Genomic DNA, 17,546 nt, shown 5'->3' with positions numbered 1-17,546 from the left:
CACCGCCTCCCGCCCGCCGGGTAACCTTGAGCTAATGTCCGCAATCCGCGCCCTGGCCGACGAGTTGGCCGCCCGCAGCGACTCCGATCTGCGCAGCCTCCTTTCGGCACGCCCCGATCTGTCCCTGCCGCCGGTCCCGGACTTCCCCGCCCTGGCCGCCCGGGCCTCAACGCGCGCCAGCCTCCAGCGGGCACTCGAAAACCTGACCGAACCGCAGCTCCAGGTCCTCGAGGCGGTGCTCATCGCCGCCGAGGACACCGGCGGAACCGGGGTGGACGCCGCCACCCTGGGCGCCGTCCTCGGCGGCGCGGAACCTCCGGTGCTCGAGCCGGTCCTGGCTCAGCTCACCGCACGGGCCCTGCTGCAGGCTCCCCCGGTGTCGCAGGTCGGAAAGCCGAAGGACGGAGCGACGAACGGCTCGACGCCGGCCGGTACCTGCTACGTTCCCGTCGGCGCACTGGCCGAGGCGCTCGGACCGTACCCCGCCGGCCTTGGCCGCCCGCTCGAGACCCTCGTCCGCGTCCTGCCCGGCTTTGGCGGGCAGCTCCTGGAGGCGGCCGGGCGGGTCCGGTCGCTCGGCATCGCGTTGGGTCCGACCCCGGATCCTGAGGCCGCCGCCCATGAGCTGTCCGGCGCCGTCGGACGTCCGACGGACTGGAACGTCCTGCTGGCCGCGGCCCCGACGGGCGCTGCGGAGCTGCTTGAGCGGCTCGCCGGAGCGCCCGTAGGCGTCGTTCCCGCCGCGGCCCGCGCCGGGTACCGGCCCGGGCCCGCCGCGGCTCCGGTGGACTGGCTGCTCGGGCACGGGCTGCTCGCGCCTCTCGACATCGCCCATGTGGAGCTGCCCCGCAGCGTGGGCAGGGCGGTGCGGGGGCACCGGATCGCCGCTTCGCTGCAGGCCGCGCCACCGGATCCCGACCTCCGCCCGGTGCGCCCTGCGGTCCGTGACAACGCCGCCCACAGCGCCGTCGCCGAGACCCTGCGCCTCGTGGATGCCCTGCTGGCCCCCGGCGGACCCACCCCGGTGGCCACCCTGCGCTCGGGCGGCGTCGGCGTGCGGGAAGTGAAGCGGCTGACCGAGGCTCTGCAGGTCGAGCCGGCCGCCACGCCGTGGCTCCTTGAGCTCGCCGCCGGCGCGGGCCTGCTCGGGCTCGATGTCGACGACTCACGGTGGAAGCCCACCGGGGCGGCCGCAGCCGCCGGCGACCGGGAGGCGCTGTGGCTGGCCCTGGCCGACGGATGGCTCGACCTCGAGCGCGCCCCCGCGATGGTGGGAACTCGATCCCCCGACGGGGCCACCATCAACGCGCTGGCCGCCGAGGCCTCCCGCCCCGACGCACCCCGGGTGCGCCGGCGGGTGCTCGACGCCGCCGTCGAACTGACCGCCGAACACGACGGCGCCGCAGCGGCAGGCATCGACGCCTCCTCCCTGACCGCGCGGCTCGCCTGGCACCAGCCCCGGCTCCGTCGGCGCTTCGAACGTCTCGTCCCCGGAATCCTGGCCGAGGCGGAGGCGCTGGGGCTCTTCGGCGGCGGTGCCCTGACTCCCATCGGGGAGCTCGTGCAGCAGGACCGCCTGCCGGAGGCCGCCGCCGCGGTCCGGGAAGCCCTCCCGGCGCCCGTGAGCCACTTCGTCGTCCAGGCGGACCTCACCGCAGTCGCCCCCGGGTACCTCGACCCGGCGGTGGCGCGGGAGCTGCTGCTGCTGGCGGCACCCGAGGGCAGGGGGCCGGCCACGACCTACCGGTTTTCACCGGCCTCGATCCGTCCGGCTCTTGACGCGGGGCAGGACGCCAAGTCGATTCTCGCCTTCCTGACCCGGCATTCGGCAACCGACCTGCCCCAGGCCCTCACCTACCTCGTCGAAGATACCGCCGCCCGGTACGGCGCCCTCCGGGTGGGAAGCGCGGGCAGCTACCTGCGCACCGACGACGACGCCGCCGTCGAGGCCCTGCTTGCCGATCCGCGCGCCGCGGCGCTGGGTGTGGTCAAGCTCGCTCCGACCGTCGTGGCAGCCCGTGCAGGCGCCGACGAGCTCACGGCGCTGCTGCGGGACCTTGGCTATACGCCCGCCCCCGAGCACCCCACCCCATCCGGCAGTGCCCCTCCCCAGGCCCCCGCCCCACCATCGGCGCCGTCGCCGGCCCTGCCCGCAGGGCCTGCGCGCACCCGGTCCGGCCCGTGGTCCATCACCGAGGAGGAGATCGCCGCCCAGGTGGTGTCACTGCGGGCCGGCGCCCGGCAGGCGTCCGGACGGGTGGCGGGCCCCGAAGGGGAAACCCTGCTCGGACTCGAGACGTTGCGCACCGCCATCCGGCAGCGCTCCCCGGTGCGCCTCGGAACCGCCGACAGCCAGGGCAACGCCGTCCGGCAGGTCCTTGTGCCCCTGTCGGTCTCCGGCGGCAGGGTGCGGGTTTTCGATCCGGTGCGGCAGGTCGAGAAGGTTGTCTCGGTGCACCGGGTGATGGATGTTGAAATTATCGAAGGGACCTCCGATGGCTGATGGACCGCTGATCGTCCAGAGCGACAAGACCCTCCTGCTGGAGGTCGACCACCCGCAGGCCGACGAGGCGCGCCATGCCATCGCGCCTTTTGCGGAGCTTGAGCGTGCCCCTGAACACGTCCACAGCTACCGCCTGACTCCGCTGGGACTGTGGAACGCACGCGCCGCCGGTCTCGACGCCGAGCAGGTCCTCGACACCCTGCTGTCATACTCCCGCTTCCCCGTCCCCCACGCCCTGCTGATCGACATCGAGGACACGATGTCCCGCTACGGTCGGCTGCGGCTGGAGAAGGACCCCCAGCACGGGCTGGTCCTGCGCACCACGGACTACCCGGTGCTTGAGGAGGTCCTGCACGCGAGGAAGATCGCGCCCCTGCTTGGTCCGCGTATCGACGGTGAAACCGTCGTCGTTCACTCCTCGCAGCGCGGCCAGCTCAAGCAGCTGCTGCTCAAACTGGGCTGGCCGGCCGAAGACCTTGCCGGGTACGTCGACGGCACCCCCCACCCCATCGCCCTGACCGAGGACGGCTGGTCGCTGCGGCCCTACCAGAAGCTGGCGGCCGACAGTTTCTTCTCCGGCGGGTCCGGGGTTGTTGTGCTGCCCTGCGGCGCAGGCAAGACCATCGTCGGGGCGGCGGCCATGGCCACCAGCCAGACCACCACCCTGATCCTCGTCACGAACACCGTTTCCGCCCGGCAGTGGAAGGACGAACTACTGAAGCGCACCTCGCTGACCGAGTCGGACATCGGTGAGTACTCGGGCGCCGTGAAGGAGGTCCGGCCGGTGACCATCGCCACCTACCAGGTCCTCACCACCCGGCGCGGTGGGCTCTACCCGCACCTTGAGCTGCTCGATAAGAACGACTGGGGCCTGATCGTCTACGACGAGGTCCACCTGCTCCCGGCGCCCATCTTCAAGATGACGGCCGACCTGCAGGCACGGCGCCGCCTCGGCCTCACCGCAACCCTCGTCCGGGAAGACGGCCGCGAGGGTGAGGTCTTCTCGCTGATCGGCCCCAAGCGGTATGACGCACCCTGGAAGGACATCGAGTCCCAGGGGTACATCGCCCCGGCCGATTGCGTCGAGGTCCGCGTCGACCTGCCGCGGGACGAACGCGTGGCCTACGCCATGGCCGAGGACGGCGACAAGTACCGGCTGTGCGCGACGTCGGACACCAAGTCCGGCGTCGTCGAGAAGCTCGCCGCCGCCCACAAGGGCGAACAGCTGCTGGTCATCGGGCAGTACCTGGACCAGCTCGATGACCTCGGCGAACGGCTGCACGCGCCGGTGATCAAGGGCGACACCTCCGTGAAGGAGCGCCAGCGGCTCTTCGCCGCCTTCCGCAGCGGGGAGATTTCGACTCTGGTGGTGTCGAAGGTGGCCAACTTTTCGATCGACCTGCCCGAGGCCTCGGTCGCCATCCAGGTCTCGGGGTCCTTCGGCTCGCGCCAGGAGGAGGCCCAGCGCCTGGGCCGGCTGCTGCGGCCCAAGGCCGATGGACGCGCCGCCCGCTTCTACACAGTGGTCGCCCGCGACACCCTCGACCAGGACTTCGCCGCCAAGCGGCAGCGCTTCCTCGCCGAGCAGGGCTACGCCTACCGCATCCTCGACGCGGCAGGCCTCCCCGGGTGACGCCGCGGGATGCGGCCCTCCCGTCGGGCCGGCATCCAGTGGACGTCCAGCCAATTTCCAGAAAACGAGCGGATAATGGCGCAGGTGAAGAAACCGACCCCCGAAGCGAAGCTCCTCGTCGTCGACGATGAACCGAACATCCGCGAACTGCTGTCCACCTCCCTGCGGTTCGCCGGTTTCGACGTCGTCGCCGCCGGTAATGGCAGGGAGGCCCTGGCCGCGGCCGAGGTCCACAACCCCGACCTCGCCGTCCTCGATGTCATGCTTCCCGATATGGACGGCTTCACCGTCACCCGGCGCCTGCGGGCGGCGGGCCGGCATTTCCCGGTGGTCTTCCTCACCGCGCGCGACGACACCGAAGACAAGGTCACCGGTCTCACCGTCGGCGGTGACGACTACGTCACCAAGCCCTTCAGCCTCGATGAGGTGGTCGCCCGGATCCGGGCCGTACTGCGCCGGACCCAGCCCCTGTCCGACGACGACGCCGTCATCCGGGTCGACGACCTCGAACTCGACGACGACGCGCACGAGGTCCGCCGGGCCGGGGAGATCATCGAACTGTCCCCCACCGAGTTCAAGCTGCTGCGCTACCTCATGATGAACCCCAACCGGGTGCTCTCCAAGGCGCAGATCCTCGACCACGTGTGGGAGTACGACTTCAACGGGGATGCCTCGATCGTCGAGTCTTACATCTCCTACCTCCGCCGGAAGATCGACAAGAACGCCGACGCGGCGGCACTCATCCAGACCAAGCGGGGCGTGGGTTACCTCCTGCGCTCGACGGACCGACGGTAGGTAGCAGGGCCCTTGATCCGACGGTGGAATTCGGCTTCGCTGCGCTCGCAGCTGGTGGCCATCATGACCCTGCTCATGGTGGTGACCGTTGGCATTACCGGGATCGTGACGGTTTCGCTGCTGCGCAACGGGCTGATCGAACGCATGGACGGTGACCTGACCGCCAACGCCCAGAACGTCTCCAATGCGTTCTTCCACGACCGCAGCGCGAGCGACCGCCCGCTCCTGCGTTTTTACGGGGCGCTCCTCGGCCCCGACGGCACGATCCTCGAGACCTCCCATTCCGCTGCGGAGTCCGACGTTCCCCGGCTTCCGCACCTCACCTCGAAGCAGGTGAACCAGCTCAAGGGCGAGGCGTTCGAGGTGCGCGGCACCGCCCCGGACAGCCCGGGCTGGCGGGTGAAGGTCCTCGAGTACGAGGACGGGCCGCAGACCCTGGCCATCGCCTCCCCCATGACCACCGTGGACGACTCCGTCCAGGAGGCTTCCGAGATCATCTTCACGGTGGGCCTGGTGGCGACGATGATCGCCTCGGCCATCGCCTTCGTCGCAGTGACCCGCCAGTTCCGCCCGCTGGCCAGGGTGGAGCGCACCGCGGCCGCCATCGCCGCCGGGGATCTCTCGCGCCGCGTCGAGGTCGAGCAGCCCGCCACGGAGGTCGGGCGCCTCTCCCGCTCCCTGAACGCCATGCTCGCCCATATCGAGCGGGCCTTCGCCGCACGCACCGAGTCCGAACGGAAGATGCGCCGGTTCGTCGCCGACGCCTCCCACGAACTGCGCACGCCCCTGGTGACCATCCGCGGGTTCTCGGAGCTGTACCGGCACGGAGCGCTGCAGCAGGAGGAGGACGTCGCGGCGGCCATGGGCCGGATTGAAAGCGAAGCCATCCGGATGGGCCATCTGGTGGAGGACCTGCTGACACTCGCACGGATTGACGAGCAGCGGCCGCTCGAGGTGAAGCCCATCGACCTGATGGTCCTCGGCAACGACGCCGCCCTCGACGCCCGGGCCATCGCCCCGGACCGCACCATCACCGTCACCGGGCTCGACGGCGGTGCGCCGCGTCCGGCGCCCACTGTGGGTGATGAAGCCCGGCTGCGGCAGGTGGTGGGCAACCTCATGACCAATGCGCTGCGCTACACCCCGGAGGGAACCCCCATCGAGGTCGCGGTCGGGGTGGCGCCCGTCATCCACGGACGGAGCGACTCGGTGATCGAAGTCCGCGACCACGGGCCCGGAATTTCCGAGGAGGACGCCGCGCGGGTCTTCGAGCGCTTCTACCGTGCCGACTCCTCCCGGCACCGGGAAACCGGAGGTACCGGGCTGGGGCTCGCTATCGTTGCCGCGCTCGTCGCCCAGCATGACGGCACGGTGAGGCTTGAGGAGACCCCCGGCGGCGGCGCCACCCTGTCGATCCGGCTGCCCCACGCCGTGGACGAGCACCCCCATGAATTTTCCTCCCCAGAGTCCGCCTGAGGCCCGGTTGTCCCCAACCGGGCAACCAGGAGCCCGGCCCGGTCTGCAGTGACCTACCGTTGCGGAACCGGCACCCGCCGGGAGGGAACCGGCCCGGGAGGAATTCATGGCACATTTCAACGTCGACACCGACAGCCTTGCCGCTCGCAGCGCGCAGGTGCAGGGAACCATCGGTAGGCTGCAGGCCGAGGTCGACTCTATGCAGGCCGGGCTGCGGGAGCTCGAGGCGTTGTGGACCGGCCAGGCCGCCGCCAACTTCCAGGCACTCGTCGCCCAGTGGCGGGGAACGCAGGCGAAGGTCGAGGAATCCCTGGCAGCCATCAGTGAGGCGCTCGCCGCCGCGGGTCGCCACTACGCCGAGGCGGAACTGAACAACGCTCGAATGTTCCTGCCCTGATCACCCGGTCAAGGCCGGACCCGCTGCCCCTCGCAGGAACCCTCTGTCCCTTCGCCGGAAACCGCGGTCCTGCCGCAGGTGTTCGTTAACCCAAAGGAGCGGCACCCCCTCACAAGGGGATGCCGCTCCTGGTCGGCTGGAGAGCCGGGGGTTGGGGACTAGAAGCCGCCCATTCCGCCCATCTCGTCGGCACCGGGGCCGGCGGGGGCAGCCTTCTCAGGCTTGTCCGCGACAACGGCCTCAGTGGTCAGGAACAACCCGGCGATCGACGCTGCGTTCTGCAGGGCCGAGCGGGTGACCTTCACGGGGTCGTTGACGCCTGCGGCGAGCAGGTCCTCGTAGACACCGGTTGCGGCGTTGAGGCCGTGGCCGGCGGGCAGGCCGCGGACCTTGTCGGCGACAACACCGGGCTCGAGGCCGGCGTTGAAGGCGATCTGCTTCAGCGGAGCGTCGATGGCAACGCGGACGATGTTCGCACCGGTCGCCTCGTCGCCGGAGAGCTCGAGGCTTGCGAACGCCTTGGCGCCGGCCTGGATCAGGGCCACGCCGCCACCGGCGACGATTCCCTCTTCAACGGCAGCCTTCGCGTTGCGGACGGCGTCCTCAATGCGGTGCTTGCGCTCCTTGAGCTCAACCTCGGTGGCTGCGCCGGCCTTGATGACTGCAACGCCGCCGGCCAGCTTGGCCAGGCGTTCCTGCAGCTTCTCACGGTCGTAGTCCGAGTCCGAGTTGTCGATTTCGGCGCGGATCTGGGCAACCCGGCCGGCGATCGCATCCGCGTCGCCTGCACCCTCGACGATGGTGGTCTCGTCCTTGGTGACGACGACCTTGCGGGCCTGGCCCAGCAGGTCGAGCGTGGCGTTTTCGAGCTTGAGGCCGACCTCTTCGGCGATGACCTGGCCGCCGGTGAGGATGGCGATGTCGGCCAGCTGCGCCTTGCGGCGGTCACCGAAGCCCGGAGCCTTGACGGCGACGGACTTGAAGGTGCCGCGGATCTTGTTCACCACGAGGGTGGCGAGTGCTTCACCCTCGACGTCTTCGGCGATGATCAGCAGCGGCTTGCCCGACTGCATAACCTTCTCGAGGACGGCGACGAGATCCTTGACGTTGGAGATCTTCGAGTTGACGATCAGGATGTACGGGTCTTCGAGGACCGTCTCCTGGCGCTCGGCGTCGGTCACGAAGTAACCGGAGATGTACCCCTTGTCGAAGCGCATGCCCTCGGTGAGCTCCAGTTCGAGCCCGAAGGTGTTCGACTCCTCAACGGTGATGACACCTTCCTTGCCGACCTTGTCGAGCGCTTCGGCGATCAGGTCGCCGATCTGGTTGTCCCCGGCGGAGATCGAAGCCGTGGCGGCGATCTCTTCCTTCGTCTCGATTTCCTTGGCGGAGGCAAGCAGTTCCTCGGTGACAGCCGCGACGGCCTTCTCGATGCCGCGCTTGAGGCTCAGCGGGTCGGCGCCGGCGGCCACGTTGCGGAGGCCTTCCTTGACCAGGGCCTGGGCGAGGACGGTCGCCGTGGTGGTGCCGTCGCCTGCGACGTCGTCGGTCTTCTTGGCGACTTCCTTGACCAGCTCGGCGCCGATCTTCTCGAACGGGTCGTCCAGTTCGATTTCCTTGGCGATGGAGACACCATCGTTGGTGATCGTGGGGGCGCCCCACTTCTTCTCGAGGACGACGTTGCGGCCACGCGGGCCCAGCGTCACCTTGACGGCGTCAGCGAGGATGTTCAACCCACGCTCGAGGCCGCGGCGGGCCTCTTCATCAAAAGAAATGATCTTGGCCATAACGGCTTAGGTCCTTTCGGGGACAGTTATGCATTTCAGCAAACGAGTGGTCACCAGCCTGCGGTGCCCGCGACGGACGGGCTTCCCCGGAAACGATCTCTTTACGCTCCGGGTGCACCCTCACCACAGTGGTATGCCTGCTTTGCTCGATGCCCATGACTTAGCAGTCAGCGGGTTCGAGTGCTAAGTCAATAATTAGCACTCCCACCGCATGAGTGCAAGCCACCGGGGCCTGAAGTGCCGGGGATGACCCTGAAAACCCGGGGGCCGGATCCGGGGTTCCACCTGATGTGCGGCCTTTCGCCCGGGCATAGCGTAAAAGCAGCACCAACAACCAAGGAGAAATGTGTCAACGACCCCAGACCAAACCCGCTCCGAGTCGGACCCTGTGCCGCATGCAGCCGTCCCGCTGGACGGGCATCCCCTGCCGGGCGAAGCGCGGGAGCAGGACGTCCCAGAAGCGCAGGACCCGCAGGTGCAGCTGTTCGAGCGGAAGGACAGCCCCCCGGACGATGGCGACGCCGGCTACCGGGAGCCCACCGGGCCCTCAATCCCGCACCAGGATGCCTACAGCCGAAACGCCTACACTCAGGGCGCTTACACCCAAGATGCCTACACCCGGGACGGCTATAGCCAGGACCCGTCCGGGCCCAACCCGTACCCGACAGGTGAATACCAGCAAAACCCGTACCAGCAGAATCAGTATCCGGGGAACCAGTTCCCGCAGGGCCAGTTCCAGCAGGGCCCGCTCCCGGGCGGGCACTACCCGCAGGGCCAGTACCAGGGCCAGTACCCGCAGGGCCAGCCGTACGGTGTTCCCGGCTACCCCTATGGCTCGGGCTATCCCGAGCAGAAGTCGCGCCTGGTGGCCGGACTCCTCGGGGTCCTGCTCGGTTCCCTGGGCATCCACAGGTTCTACCTCGGACATGTGGGCATCGGCATCGCCCAGATCGCCGTCACGATTGTGACCTTGGGGCTGGGAGCTGTCTGGGGCTTCATCGAGGGCATCATGATCCTCGTCGGCGCCGAGTCCTTCCGGCGGGATGCCAAGGGCATACCCCTCAAGGAGTAAGCAGCAGGCCGGCCGGCTCCCGCCGGGCTGGCCGTTGCCGGGCTACTGGAGCTCGGGGCCGATGACCACGGTGAGGTCCGGGGAAACGCCTGCGCCGTCCTGCACCGCGGCGATGCCCAGTGCCGAGGCCACGGCTTCGGCTCCGGCCCGCTGCTCCGCCCCGTTATAGAAAACCACCGAGCCCTCGAGCGGGCTTCCGGCCCAGTTTCCGGGCAAAGCACCGGTCCAGCCGTCGGCGGCCAGGCGGCCCACCACGGTTCCGGCGAGCCCGGGGACACCGGTGCTGTTGAGCACGTTGACCTTCTGCGCCTTATCGACGCTGGCCGGCGTCGGATCCGGGGACGGTGTCGCCGGCGCGGACGGCGCCGCAGTGCCGGTGGCCTCCGGGGATCCCGGTTCCGGCGAGCGCAGCCTGTCCGACGATCCGGTGGGCGCGGGGGTGCTGGCCGCGGCCGAGCCGGCATTGGCCGCGGAGGCGGACCCTGCCCCGCCGAGCTCGAGCCGCGGGAGCAGGAAGTACGCGGCGAGTCCCACGAGCAGAGCGAGCACTCCCACGGCGATCTTCAATCCGAGGCCGCTTCCCCTGACGGCGACGAGCCGTTCCCGGTGCACCCCCTGGCGCGACGCCGTCTCGGGGATGCGGTCAAACTCGTCCTGGGGGTACTTGCTCATGCGGTGAAGGGATCCTTGCGTTGGTCAGATGTCGGCGCCGAGGCGGCGGGCGGAGCGTGCGCGCTGGCGCGATGTCCGCAGCCTGCGCAGCCTCTTCACGAGCATCGGGTCGTGGGCGAGGGCCGCCTCCGAGTCGATCAGCGCATTGAGAACCTGGTAGTAGTGGGTCGCGGACATGTTGAAGAGGTCCCGGATGGCCTGTTCCTTGGCTCCGGAGTACTTCCACCACTCCCGCTCGAGCGCCAGCATCTGCTGTTCCCGCTCGCTGAGGGCGCCCCGGCTGCCGGGGGCTGGGGCAGGTGCCCCCGCTGGCTCGCTCACGCCGCTCCTCCTTCTAGGTAATGCTTCCGCACCCATGGTAGTTGTGAATGACATACCTGTCATTCACCGTACGGCTCTCCCATGGGGTTCCCTGACTCGCGGAGGGATCCGCCAGAATGAGGGAATGCGCTACGAGGACGTTCCCCTGTTCCCCTTGCCCCCGGCCCCGGAGCCGGCCGCGACGGGCGGAGCCCCGGGCGTCCCCGGTTTCCCCTTTGCCGCCCCCGTCCCGGTCGGGTCGGTCGTCGCGGCGGACTGGGCTCCTGCCCTGGCGCCCCACGAACCGGCACTCCACCGTCTGGCCGCGCGGCTCGAGGAGGATCGCCGCGCCGGCCATCGGATCCTTCCGCAGCCCGGGAACATCCTCCGGGCCTTCAGCGGCCCCCTGGCCGGGGTGAAGGTCGTCATCGTGGGGCAGGATCCCTATCCGACGCCGGGGCATTCGGTCGGGTTGGCGTTTTCGGTGGATCCGGCAACCCGGCCGCTGCCCCGGAGCCTGGTCAATATCTACAAGGAACTCTCGGAGGACCTCGGCGTCACCGCCCCCGCCACCGGAGACCTCTCGGGCTGGACCCGGCAGGGCGTCCTGCTGATGAACCGGGTACTGACGGTGCGGGCGGGCGAACCCGCGTCGCACCGCGGCTGGGGCTGGGAGGACGTCACCGACGCGGCGCTGCGCGCGCTCGTGGCACGGGGAGGTCCGCTGGTCGCCGTCCTGTGGGGCCGGGACGCACTGAAGCTCAAGCCGGTGTTCGCCGGCGTCCCCACGGTGGAGTCGGCGCACCCCAGCCCGCTCTCGGCCTCCCGCGGCTTTTTCGGGTCGCGGCCCTTCAGCCGGGTCAATGCGCTCCTGGAGCAGCAGGGCGCGGACCCGGTGGACTGGCTGGCGGGCTGAGGCTACCGCCGGCGGTTCCGCCGCCGCTCGTTGCTGCCCAGGCCGCGGGTGAGCGGGCGCGCGAGGTTGTCTCCGAGCACCACGCCGCCGGCGACGGCGAGGATGACGGTGAACGCGTTGAACAGCCCCAGCGCGCCGGCGCTCGGGATACCGGTGTTGGTGGTGAGCATGTACATCGCGCGGAAGATGGCGAGTCCGGGGTAGAGGAACATGACCGCCGGCACCGCCAGCACCAGCTGCGGTGCGCCCATCCGCAGCGCCACGATGCGGGACAGCGCGCCGATCAGCACGGCCGCCAGCGCCGGTGCCAGCCGGTACCCGACGCCCGCATTGATGGCCGAGATCCAAAGGACGTAGCCGGCGGTGCCCACCAGGGCCGTGGGAACCACGAGCGACAGGTCTGTTTGCTCGGTGACGGCGAACATCGCCACGGCAATGAAGATCAGCACCGCGATCACCGGCCAGGGGTACGGCGACGCCGGGGCCGCGAGCAGTTCGAGGTCCGGAATGCCGATGGCAGCACCGAACACCAGGGCGACAGCGATGCCGGAGACCACCCCGCCGAAAATCAGCAGCGCCGACAGGAACCGCCCCGCTGCCGTGACGGGGAATCCGTTGATGGCGTCCTGGGTGGCCGAGACAAGGCGTCCGGCGGGCAGGAGGAGCAGGATGCCGCCGACCACCACCAGCGATGGCGCGATCGGCACCTCGAGCCACCAGAACAGCATGGCAATCAGGGTGGCCATCGCCGAGGAGGTGGCCACGGAGAAGAACTCGGGCACCCTCCACCGGCCGAGCTGGCGGGAGACGAGGTCGACGAGGATACAGCTGCCCAGCCCGATCAGGGCCCCGAACACTCCCCCGCCGATGAAGGCGACGATTGCCGCACCGAAGATCCCGAACGCGGCGGTGACCATCCAGCGCGGGAACGGCTTGGGCCGTCGGGTGATCTGCTCGAGCCGCTGGGCCGCCTCAATGCGCGAGACACCACCGGCGGCGATGTCGGAGACCAGCTGGTGGATCGCCGTCAGGCCCGCGTAGTTGTTGGTCCAGGACCGCACCACGCGCAGCACCGTGGTGGGCGTCTGGTCCTTGGCCGAGTAGTTGATCACCACCGACTGGTTGGTGATGTCCACCTCGATGTGGTCAAGGCCCAGGGCCGCCGTGACGGCGATGATGCTCGTCTCGACCTCAAGGGCTCCGGCGCCGTAGCGGAACATCGTCTCGGCCAGGCTCAGGGCGAAGTCGAGGGTCTTGCGGGCGCTGGCATCCGGTCCCCCGACCTGGATGGTGGGGTTGGCGTAGGGGCTGCCGGCGAGCCGTTCAACAATGCTCATCGCCTGCGTGGGCGGTTCCTCGCCCTGGACGAGCCGGCGAAGCACGTTCCGCGCTGCGGCGTTCGAGCGGTCCGGGCGCACGGTGCGCGGCGTCGTCGGCAGCGCGTCCGTCGGCGACGGCGCCCGTGAGGGACGCCGGGCAGGCCGCGGGCGGGGCTTGGCGCCCGGCGTCGAGAGCTGCGCGGGCCCCGGCGCGGGCGGCTGCCGGGTGGAAGCGGCCCGTTGAGCGCCCTGCGCGGGAGGCGACGGGTCGCCTCCGGGCTTTCGGGCGACCGACGGACTTTCGGTCGACGGTGGACGAAGCGGTCGCTGGATCACCGGCAGCGGCCCCGCCGCTGGTGAGGGATTGGTCTCGGGCTTCCGGCCCCCGTTCGAGCCGGCCTTGTCATCCACGGTGTGTTCCCTGCCTTGCTGCCCCGCGGGCTGTTCTTCGATCAGTAGAAGGGCTGCTGGTGCCGGCGCCAGTAAATCTGGCGGGCCACCCGCTCCCCCACCGCAGTCCAGAGCCTGTATTTCGTCTCGTTCAGGGCGAGGTCCCAGCAGCCGGTGAAGTCGGTGACCGTCTTGGAGAAGCTCGTCTTGAAGAGGCCGAGGCCGTGGTGCGGGTGGGAGGTGTCCTTGAGCCGGTCGGCCGGCGGGGTTCCGCAGAAGTCGTACTCGCGGATGGCGAACTCGTCCTTGAGGTCATTGATGGCCGTCCACTGCAGCAGGTGGGAGTCCCCGTACTGTGAGCGCCCGGGCTTGGACCCGCCGTCCTTATAGGTTCCCTTGCTGCCATAGTTGATGATGAACGCGCCCACCGAGGGCTCGCCGTCCTCGTAGACGAAGTAGAGGCGGCCCTGGCCGGCGGCGGCGAAGTTCCCCCAGAACCGGCTGTAGTACTCGAAGGAGCGCAGGCGGGCGGCCGAGCGGTCCTCGATGTGGGCCATCAGCCGGTACATGATGCGGAAGTTTTCCTCGGTGGGCTCGACCCGGCGCACTTCGACGCCCTCCCGGAGCGCCCGGCGCACGGCGTTGCGGCCGCGGGAGGAGAGGTTGCGGAGCAGTTGGTTCGGCTCCGGCGTGGTGTCGAGGAGGGCCGTATGGTCATTCGGCTGCAGGTCGAAAGTCTTGTGCAGGCCGGCGGCGGTGAAAAGCTGCCGGACCTCCGGAGCGTCGACGATGTCGGGCTCGATCTTCACCGCGAAGACGTTCAGGCGCGACGCGGCGGTGAAGTCCTTCAGTGCATCGAGCATGGCCGGCACGTGAGCCGGTTCGGCCGCGCCCGGGCCCTTGATGAGGTACCAGAGCCTGCCAAGGACCGGGAAGGACTTCTCGAGCACCAGGTTGTAGCTCGAGTACTGGGCGGACTCGAAGACCAGGAACAGCGGCTTCCACCCATGATGCGACTTCACCTCGGCGAAAGAGGCCGATTGCAGGACATTTCCGCCGTCCGGGTTGGATGGAACGAGGTCGTCCCACTTGTCCTGTTCCGCTTTCGTGGCGAAACGCGCGGTGAAGTTGATCAAGTTGCCTTCTCTGCTGGTGGCCCGAGGGTGGCCGGCGGGGTCCCGGCTCACGGATTTACCCGCCCAAGTCTAACTGTTGCGCCGAAGGCGGACCGCATGGCGCGACGCGGGAACCGCTTTGGCGCGCAGGAGCATTCGACCTCTGTAGCATCGGGGCATGGACTTTCGATACCTCGGCAACAGTGGACTGAAAATCTCCGAAATCACCTATGGGAACTGGTTGACCCACGGGTCGCAGGTGGAAAACGACGTGGCGATGCGGTGCGTCCGTGCTGCCCTCGACGCCGGCATCAGCACCTTCGACACCGCCGACGCCTACGCCAATACGGCGGCGGAGACGGTGCTGGGCGAGGCGCTGAAGGGCGAGCGCCGGGAAACCATCGAGATCTTCACCAAGGTCTACTGGCCTACCGGGTCGAAGGGCCACAACGAGGTGGGGCTGTCCCGCAAGCACATCCGGGACTCCATCGACGGCTCCCTGCGCCGCCTGCAGACGGACTACGTCGATCTGTACCAGGCGCACCGGTATGACAGCGAGACCCCGCTTGAGGAGACGATGCAGGCCTTCGCCGACGTCGTCCGCCAGGGCAAGGCCCTCTATATCGGGGTCAGTGAGTGGACGGCGGACCAGATCCGCGCCGGGCACGCCCTGGCCCGGGAGCTGGGAATCCAGCTGGTCTCCAACCAGCCGCAGTACTCGATGCTGTGGCGGGTGATCGAGGAGGAGGTCGTACCGGCCTCCGAGGAACTGGGCCTGTCTCAGATCGTCTGGTCTCCGGTCGCCCAGGGCGTCCTGACCGGCAAGTACCTGCCGGGACGGGAGCCCGAGCCGGGCACCCGCGCCGCGGACGAGAAGGGCGGCGCCTCAGTGATCAAACGCTGGATGGAGGACGACGTCCTTACCGGTGTGCAGCGGCTGAAGCCGATCGCCGACGGCGTCGGGCTCACGATGGCCCAACTGGCCATCGCCTGGGTGCTACAGAACCCGAATGTCGCCTCGGCCATCATCGGCGCTTCCCGGCCCGAGCAGGTTGAGTCAAACGCGGCGGCCTCCGGCGTCGTCCTTGAGGCGGACGTTATGGTGGCCATCGATGAGGCGGTCGGTGCACTCGCCGAACGGGCCCCGGCCCGCACGCAGTCCCCCGAGAAGCGGCCAGCCTGATGGGCGGCTCACGCATCGCCGTTACGGGCGCGTCGGGGAAGCTGGGCCGCAGCGTGGTGCGCGGGCTGCGCGAGGCGGGCAACACGGTCCTTGAACTCGACCAGCACGGTGAGCGCGGCGACGGTTTCCTGCAGATCGACCTGCGCGACTACGGGCAGGTGCTCGACGCCCTGCTCGGCGTGGACGGCGTGCACGACGGCTTCGACGCGGTGGTGCACCTTGCGGCGATCCCCGCACCGGGGATCACGGCGGATGCGGCGACCTTCGCGAACAACATGGCCTGCACCTACAACGTCTTTCAGGCGTGCCGGCGCGCCGGCATCCGGCGGATCGTCTACGCCTCCAGCGAGACCGTCCAGGGCCTGCCCTTCGACACGGATCCGCCGTACCTGCCCGTCGACGAGGAGTACCCCGCACGCCCCGAGAGCACCTATTCACTGGTGAAGCACCTCGAGGAGCAGATGGCCGCCGAGCTCGCCCGGTGGGATCCCGCCCTGAGCATCACGGCCCTCCGCTTCTCCAATGTGATGGACCCGGAGGACTACGACGAATTCCCGTCCTTCGACGCCGACGCCCGGCTGCGGAAGTGGAACCTCTGGGGATACATCGACGGCCGCGACGGCGCGCAGGCGGTGCAGAAGGCACTTGAGAATGCGGGGCCCGGCTTCGACACCTTCCTGATCGCCGCCGCCGATACGGTGATGACCCGCTCCACTGCGGAACTGGCCGCCGAGGTGTTTCCGAAGGTGGAGTTCCGCAGGGACGTCGGCGGGAACGGAACACTGCTCTCCATCGACAAGGCGCGCCGGGCGCTCGGCTTTGAACCCCGGCACAGCTGGCGGGACCCCCGCTAGGGGGCGGCGACTACCGTCGGGGAAAAAAGATCAGTAGGCTTACTGATGAAGGATGGACAGTGCGCCTGATGAAGGATGGACAGTGCGCCCACCGCAACGAGAGGTGAAACCATGACCGAAGAGAACCTCCCCGACGAGGACCTCACCATCATCACCGACGACGAGCTCGAAGCTGAGGAAAGGTCGTTGGCCGACCTCGATCCGCTGACCGGAGACAACGCGGACCTATACCCGGGCGCGGCGGAGGACAACCCGGACCGGTGGCAGGAGGACCCACTGCTTCAGGGCGAGGGGTACGACGAGGAGGATGACTCGCTGCTTACTGACCAGATCCTCCGCGACGAAACGGCGCGGGCACGCTGGGAGCGCGGCGACGAGCAGATCCCCCCGGACGTCCCGACCCTGGGCGAGGCCGCCGACGACGTCGACTTCGGCATCGGCGAGGACGACGAGGTGGACTCGAGCGACGACCCCTCCAACCGTGGCGGATCGCCGCTGAGCCACATCGACGACAAGGACCTCCAGTAGGCGTCCTTGCGAACCGCACGCGCGACGGCGGCCGCCCCTCGCGGGGGCGGCCGCCGTTGCCGTTCCGGACCGGGCGATGCGTTCGAACCCGGGGAGGGCGGGCCCGGGCCGACCTGCAGACCGGCACAGCGGCCGGGCAGGGCCGGCTCGAACCGGGGTCAGTACGAAATCAGTTCGACGAGGTCGCCCACCCGGTCCTCCGGGTAGTTGCGTGCAATGTCGGCCTGGCTGATCACCCCGACGAGGTCGTGCCCGTCGATCACGGGCAGGCGCCGGACCTGATGGTCCTGCATGGTGCGGATCGCTTCCTCAACGGTGTCGTGGGCGCCGATGGTCACCGGCTTGCCCTGGGCGAGGTCGCCGGCCGTGACGCTGGTTGGGTCGCCTCCGTCGGCCAGGCACCTCACCACGATGTCGCGGTCCGTCAGCATACCCTTGAGCCGGCCGTCCTCGCCGCAGATCGGAAGCGACCCCACATCGAGGTCCCTCATCTTCACTGCCGCCTGCTGCAGGGTGTCCTTTTCGCCGATGCATTCGACGCTGCCGGTCATGATGTCTCGCGCTGTGGTTGGCATGACGCTCTCCTTCCTGCTTAGGTGCGCCGCG

16 protein-coding genes are annotated in these 17,546 nt (G+C 69.3%); 10 read left to right on the top strand and 6 right to left on the bottom strand.

All coding sequences use genetic code 11. The features are described 5' to 3' along the window. The first annotated feature begins 34 nt into the window (after nucleotides 1–34). From E2F48_RS04300 to E2F48_RS04280, 5 genes are all read left to right on the top strand, one after another. A complete protein-coding gene (locus tag E2F48_RS04300) occupies nucleotides 35–2,503 on the top strand; it encodes a helicase-associated domain-containing protein (protein WP_133402790.1) in 2,469 nt (822 codons plus the stop codon). Further along, nucleotides 2,496–4,136: a DNA repair helicase XPB gene (locus E2F48_RS04295; protein WP_133402789.1), complete on the top strand. Its 1,641-nt coding sequence runs from the start codon at nucleotides 2,496–2,498 to the stop codon at nucleotides 4,134–4,136. The genes E2F48_RS04300 and E2F48_RS04295 overlap by 8 nt, the downstream gene beginning before the upstream one ends. 75 nt (nucleotides 4,137–4,211) lie before the next feature. Continuing rightward, the gene (locus tag E2F48_RS04290; RefSeq protein ID WP_133402788.1) at nucleotides 4,212–4,931 is read left to right on the top strand and encodes a response regulator transcription factor; all 720 of its coding nucleotides are present in this window, start codon (nucleotides 4,212–4,214) and stop codon (nucleotides 4,929–4,931) included. Nucleotides 4,932–4,994: 63 nt separating this feature from the next. Further along, entirely contained in the window at nucleotides 4,995–6,407 is a 1,413-nt protein-coding gene (locus E2F48_RS04285) for a sensor histidine kinase (RefSeq protein WP_133402787.1), read from the top strand. Between the two features lie 106 nt (nucleotides 6,408–6,513). Continuing rightward, a complete protein-coding gene (locus E2F48_RS04280) occupies nucleotides 6,514–6,804 on the top strand; it encodes a WXG100 family type VII secretion target (protein ID WP_133402786.1) in 291 nt (96 codons plus the stop codon). A gap of 158 nt (nucleotides 6,805–6,962) precedes the next feature. Here E2F48_RS04280 and groL read toward each other — a convergent pair whose 3' ends face one another. After that, complete coding sequence (gene groL / locus E2F48_RS04275; protein ID WP_133402785.1) at nucleotides 6,963–8,591, bottom strand: chaperonin GroEL; 1,629 nt, start codon at nucleotides 8,589–8,591, stop codon at nucleotides 6,963–6,965. 346 nt (nucleotides 8,592–8,937) lie between these two features. Between groL and E2F48_RS17580 the strand changes: the two genes are divergently transcribed. Beyond that, nucleotides 8,938–9,663: a TM2 domain-containing protein gene (locus tag E2F48_RS17580; protein WP_246018516.1), complete on the top strand. Its 726-nt coding sequence runs from the start codon at nucleotides 8,938–8,940 to the stop codon at nucleotides 9,661–9,663. A 42-nt stretch (nucleotides 9,664–9,705) separates the two neighbouring features. Here the strand turns inward: E2F48_RS17580 and E2F48_RS04265 are convergent, their stop codons facing one another. Both E2F48_RS04265 and E2F48_RS04260 read right to left on the bottom strand, forming a co-directional pair. Next, nucleotides 9,706–10,335, bottom strand: a complete 630-nt coding sequence (locus E2F48_RS04265; RefSeq protein WP_133402784.1) for a LytR C-terminal domain-containing protein — start codon at nucleotides 10,333–10,335, stop codon at nucleotides 9,706–9,708. A 24-nt stretch (nucleotides 10,336–10,359) separates the two neighbouring features. Further along, nucleotides 10,360–10,656, bottom strand: coding sequence for a DUF3263 domain-containing protein (locus tag E2F48_RS04260; protein WP_246018515.1), 297 nt, complete (start codon nucleotides 10,654–10,656; stop codon nucleotides 10,360–10,362). Nucleotides 10,657–10,780: 124 nt separating this feature from the next. Here E2F48_RS04260 and E2F48_RS04255 point away from each other — a divergent pair, with 124 nt between their 5' ends. Next, nucleotides 10,781–11,551 carry a uracil-DNA glycosylase gene (locus E2F48_RS04255; protein ID WP_133402783.1) on the top strand — a complete coding sequence of 257 codons (771 nt, stop codon included), beginning with the start codon at nucleotides 10,781–10,783 and terminating at the stop codon, nucleotides 11,549–11,551. 2 nt (nucleotides 11,552–11,553) lie between these two features. Here the strand turns inward: E2F48_RS04255 and E2F48_RS04250 are convergent, their stop codons facing one another. Together E2F48_RS04250 and E2F48_RS04245 are read right to left on the bottom strand one after the other, a co-directional pair. Then, on the bottom strand, nucleotides 11,554–13,281 hold the full coding sequence (locus E2F48_RS04250; protein WP_133402782.1) for a threonine/serine exporter family protein: 1,728 nt from the start codon (nucleotides 13,279–13,281) through the stop codon (nucleotides 11,554–11,556). Nucleotides 13,282–13,322: 41 nt separating this feature from the next. Beyond that, a complete protein-coding gene (locus tag E2F48_RS04245) occupies nucleotides 13,323–14,396 on the bottom strand; it encodes a lipid II:glycine glycyltransferase FemX (RefSeq protein WP_133402781.1) in 1,074 nt (357 codons plus the stop codon). 157 nt (nucleotides 14,397–14,553) lie between these two features. On the opposite strand from E2F48_RS04245, the gene E2F48_RS04240 reads away from it, so the two are divergent. From E2F48_RS04240 to E2F48_RS04230, 3 genes are all read left to right on the top strand, one after another. Then, on the top strand, nucleotides 14,554–15,558 hold the full coding sequence (locus tag E2F48_RS04240) for an aldo/keto reductase family protein (protein ID WP_133402780.1): 1,005 nt from the start codon (nucleotides 14,554–14,556) through the stop codon (nucleotides 15,556–15,558). Continuing rightward, a complete protein-coding gene (locus E2F48_RS04235) occupies nucleotides 15,558–16,412 on the top strand; it encodes an NAD-dependent epimerase/dehydratase family protein (protein WP_133402779.1) in 855 nt (284 codons plus the stop codon). The genes E2F48_RS04240 and E2F48_RS04235 overlap by 1 nt, the downstream gene beginning before the upstream one ends. Before the next feature lie 111 nt (nucleotides 16,413–16,523). Further along, a complete protein-coding gene (locus E2F48_RS04230) occupies nucleotides 16,524–16,940 on the top strand; it encodes a hypothetical protein (protein ID WP_133402778.1) in 417 nt (138 codons plus the stop codon). A gap of 158 nt (nucleotides 16,941–17,098) precedes the next feature. On the opposite strand, the gene E2F48_RS04225 is transcribed toward E2F48_RS04230, so the two are convergent. After that, a complete protein-coding gene (locus tag E2F48_RS04225; RefSeq protein ID WP_133402777.1) occupies nucleotides 17,099–17,515 on the bottom strand; it encodes a CBS domain-containing protein in 417 nt (138 codons plus the stop codon). Nucleotides 17,516–17,546 lie beyond the last annotated feature (31 nt).

Source organism: Arthrobacter crusticola (assembly GCF_004357995.1).
GTDB lineage: Bacteria > Actinomycetota > Actinomycetes > Actinomycetales > Micrococcaceae > Arthrobacter_D > Arthrobacter_D crusticola.
The sequence above is the reverse complement of the archived record's forward strand: the minus strand, read 5'-3'. Positions and strand labels throughout refer to the sequence as shown.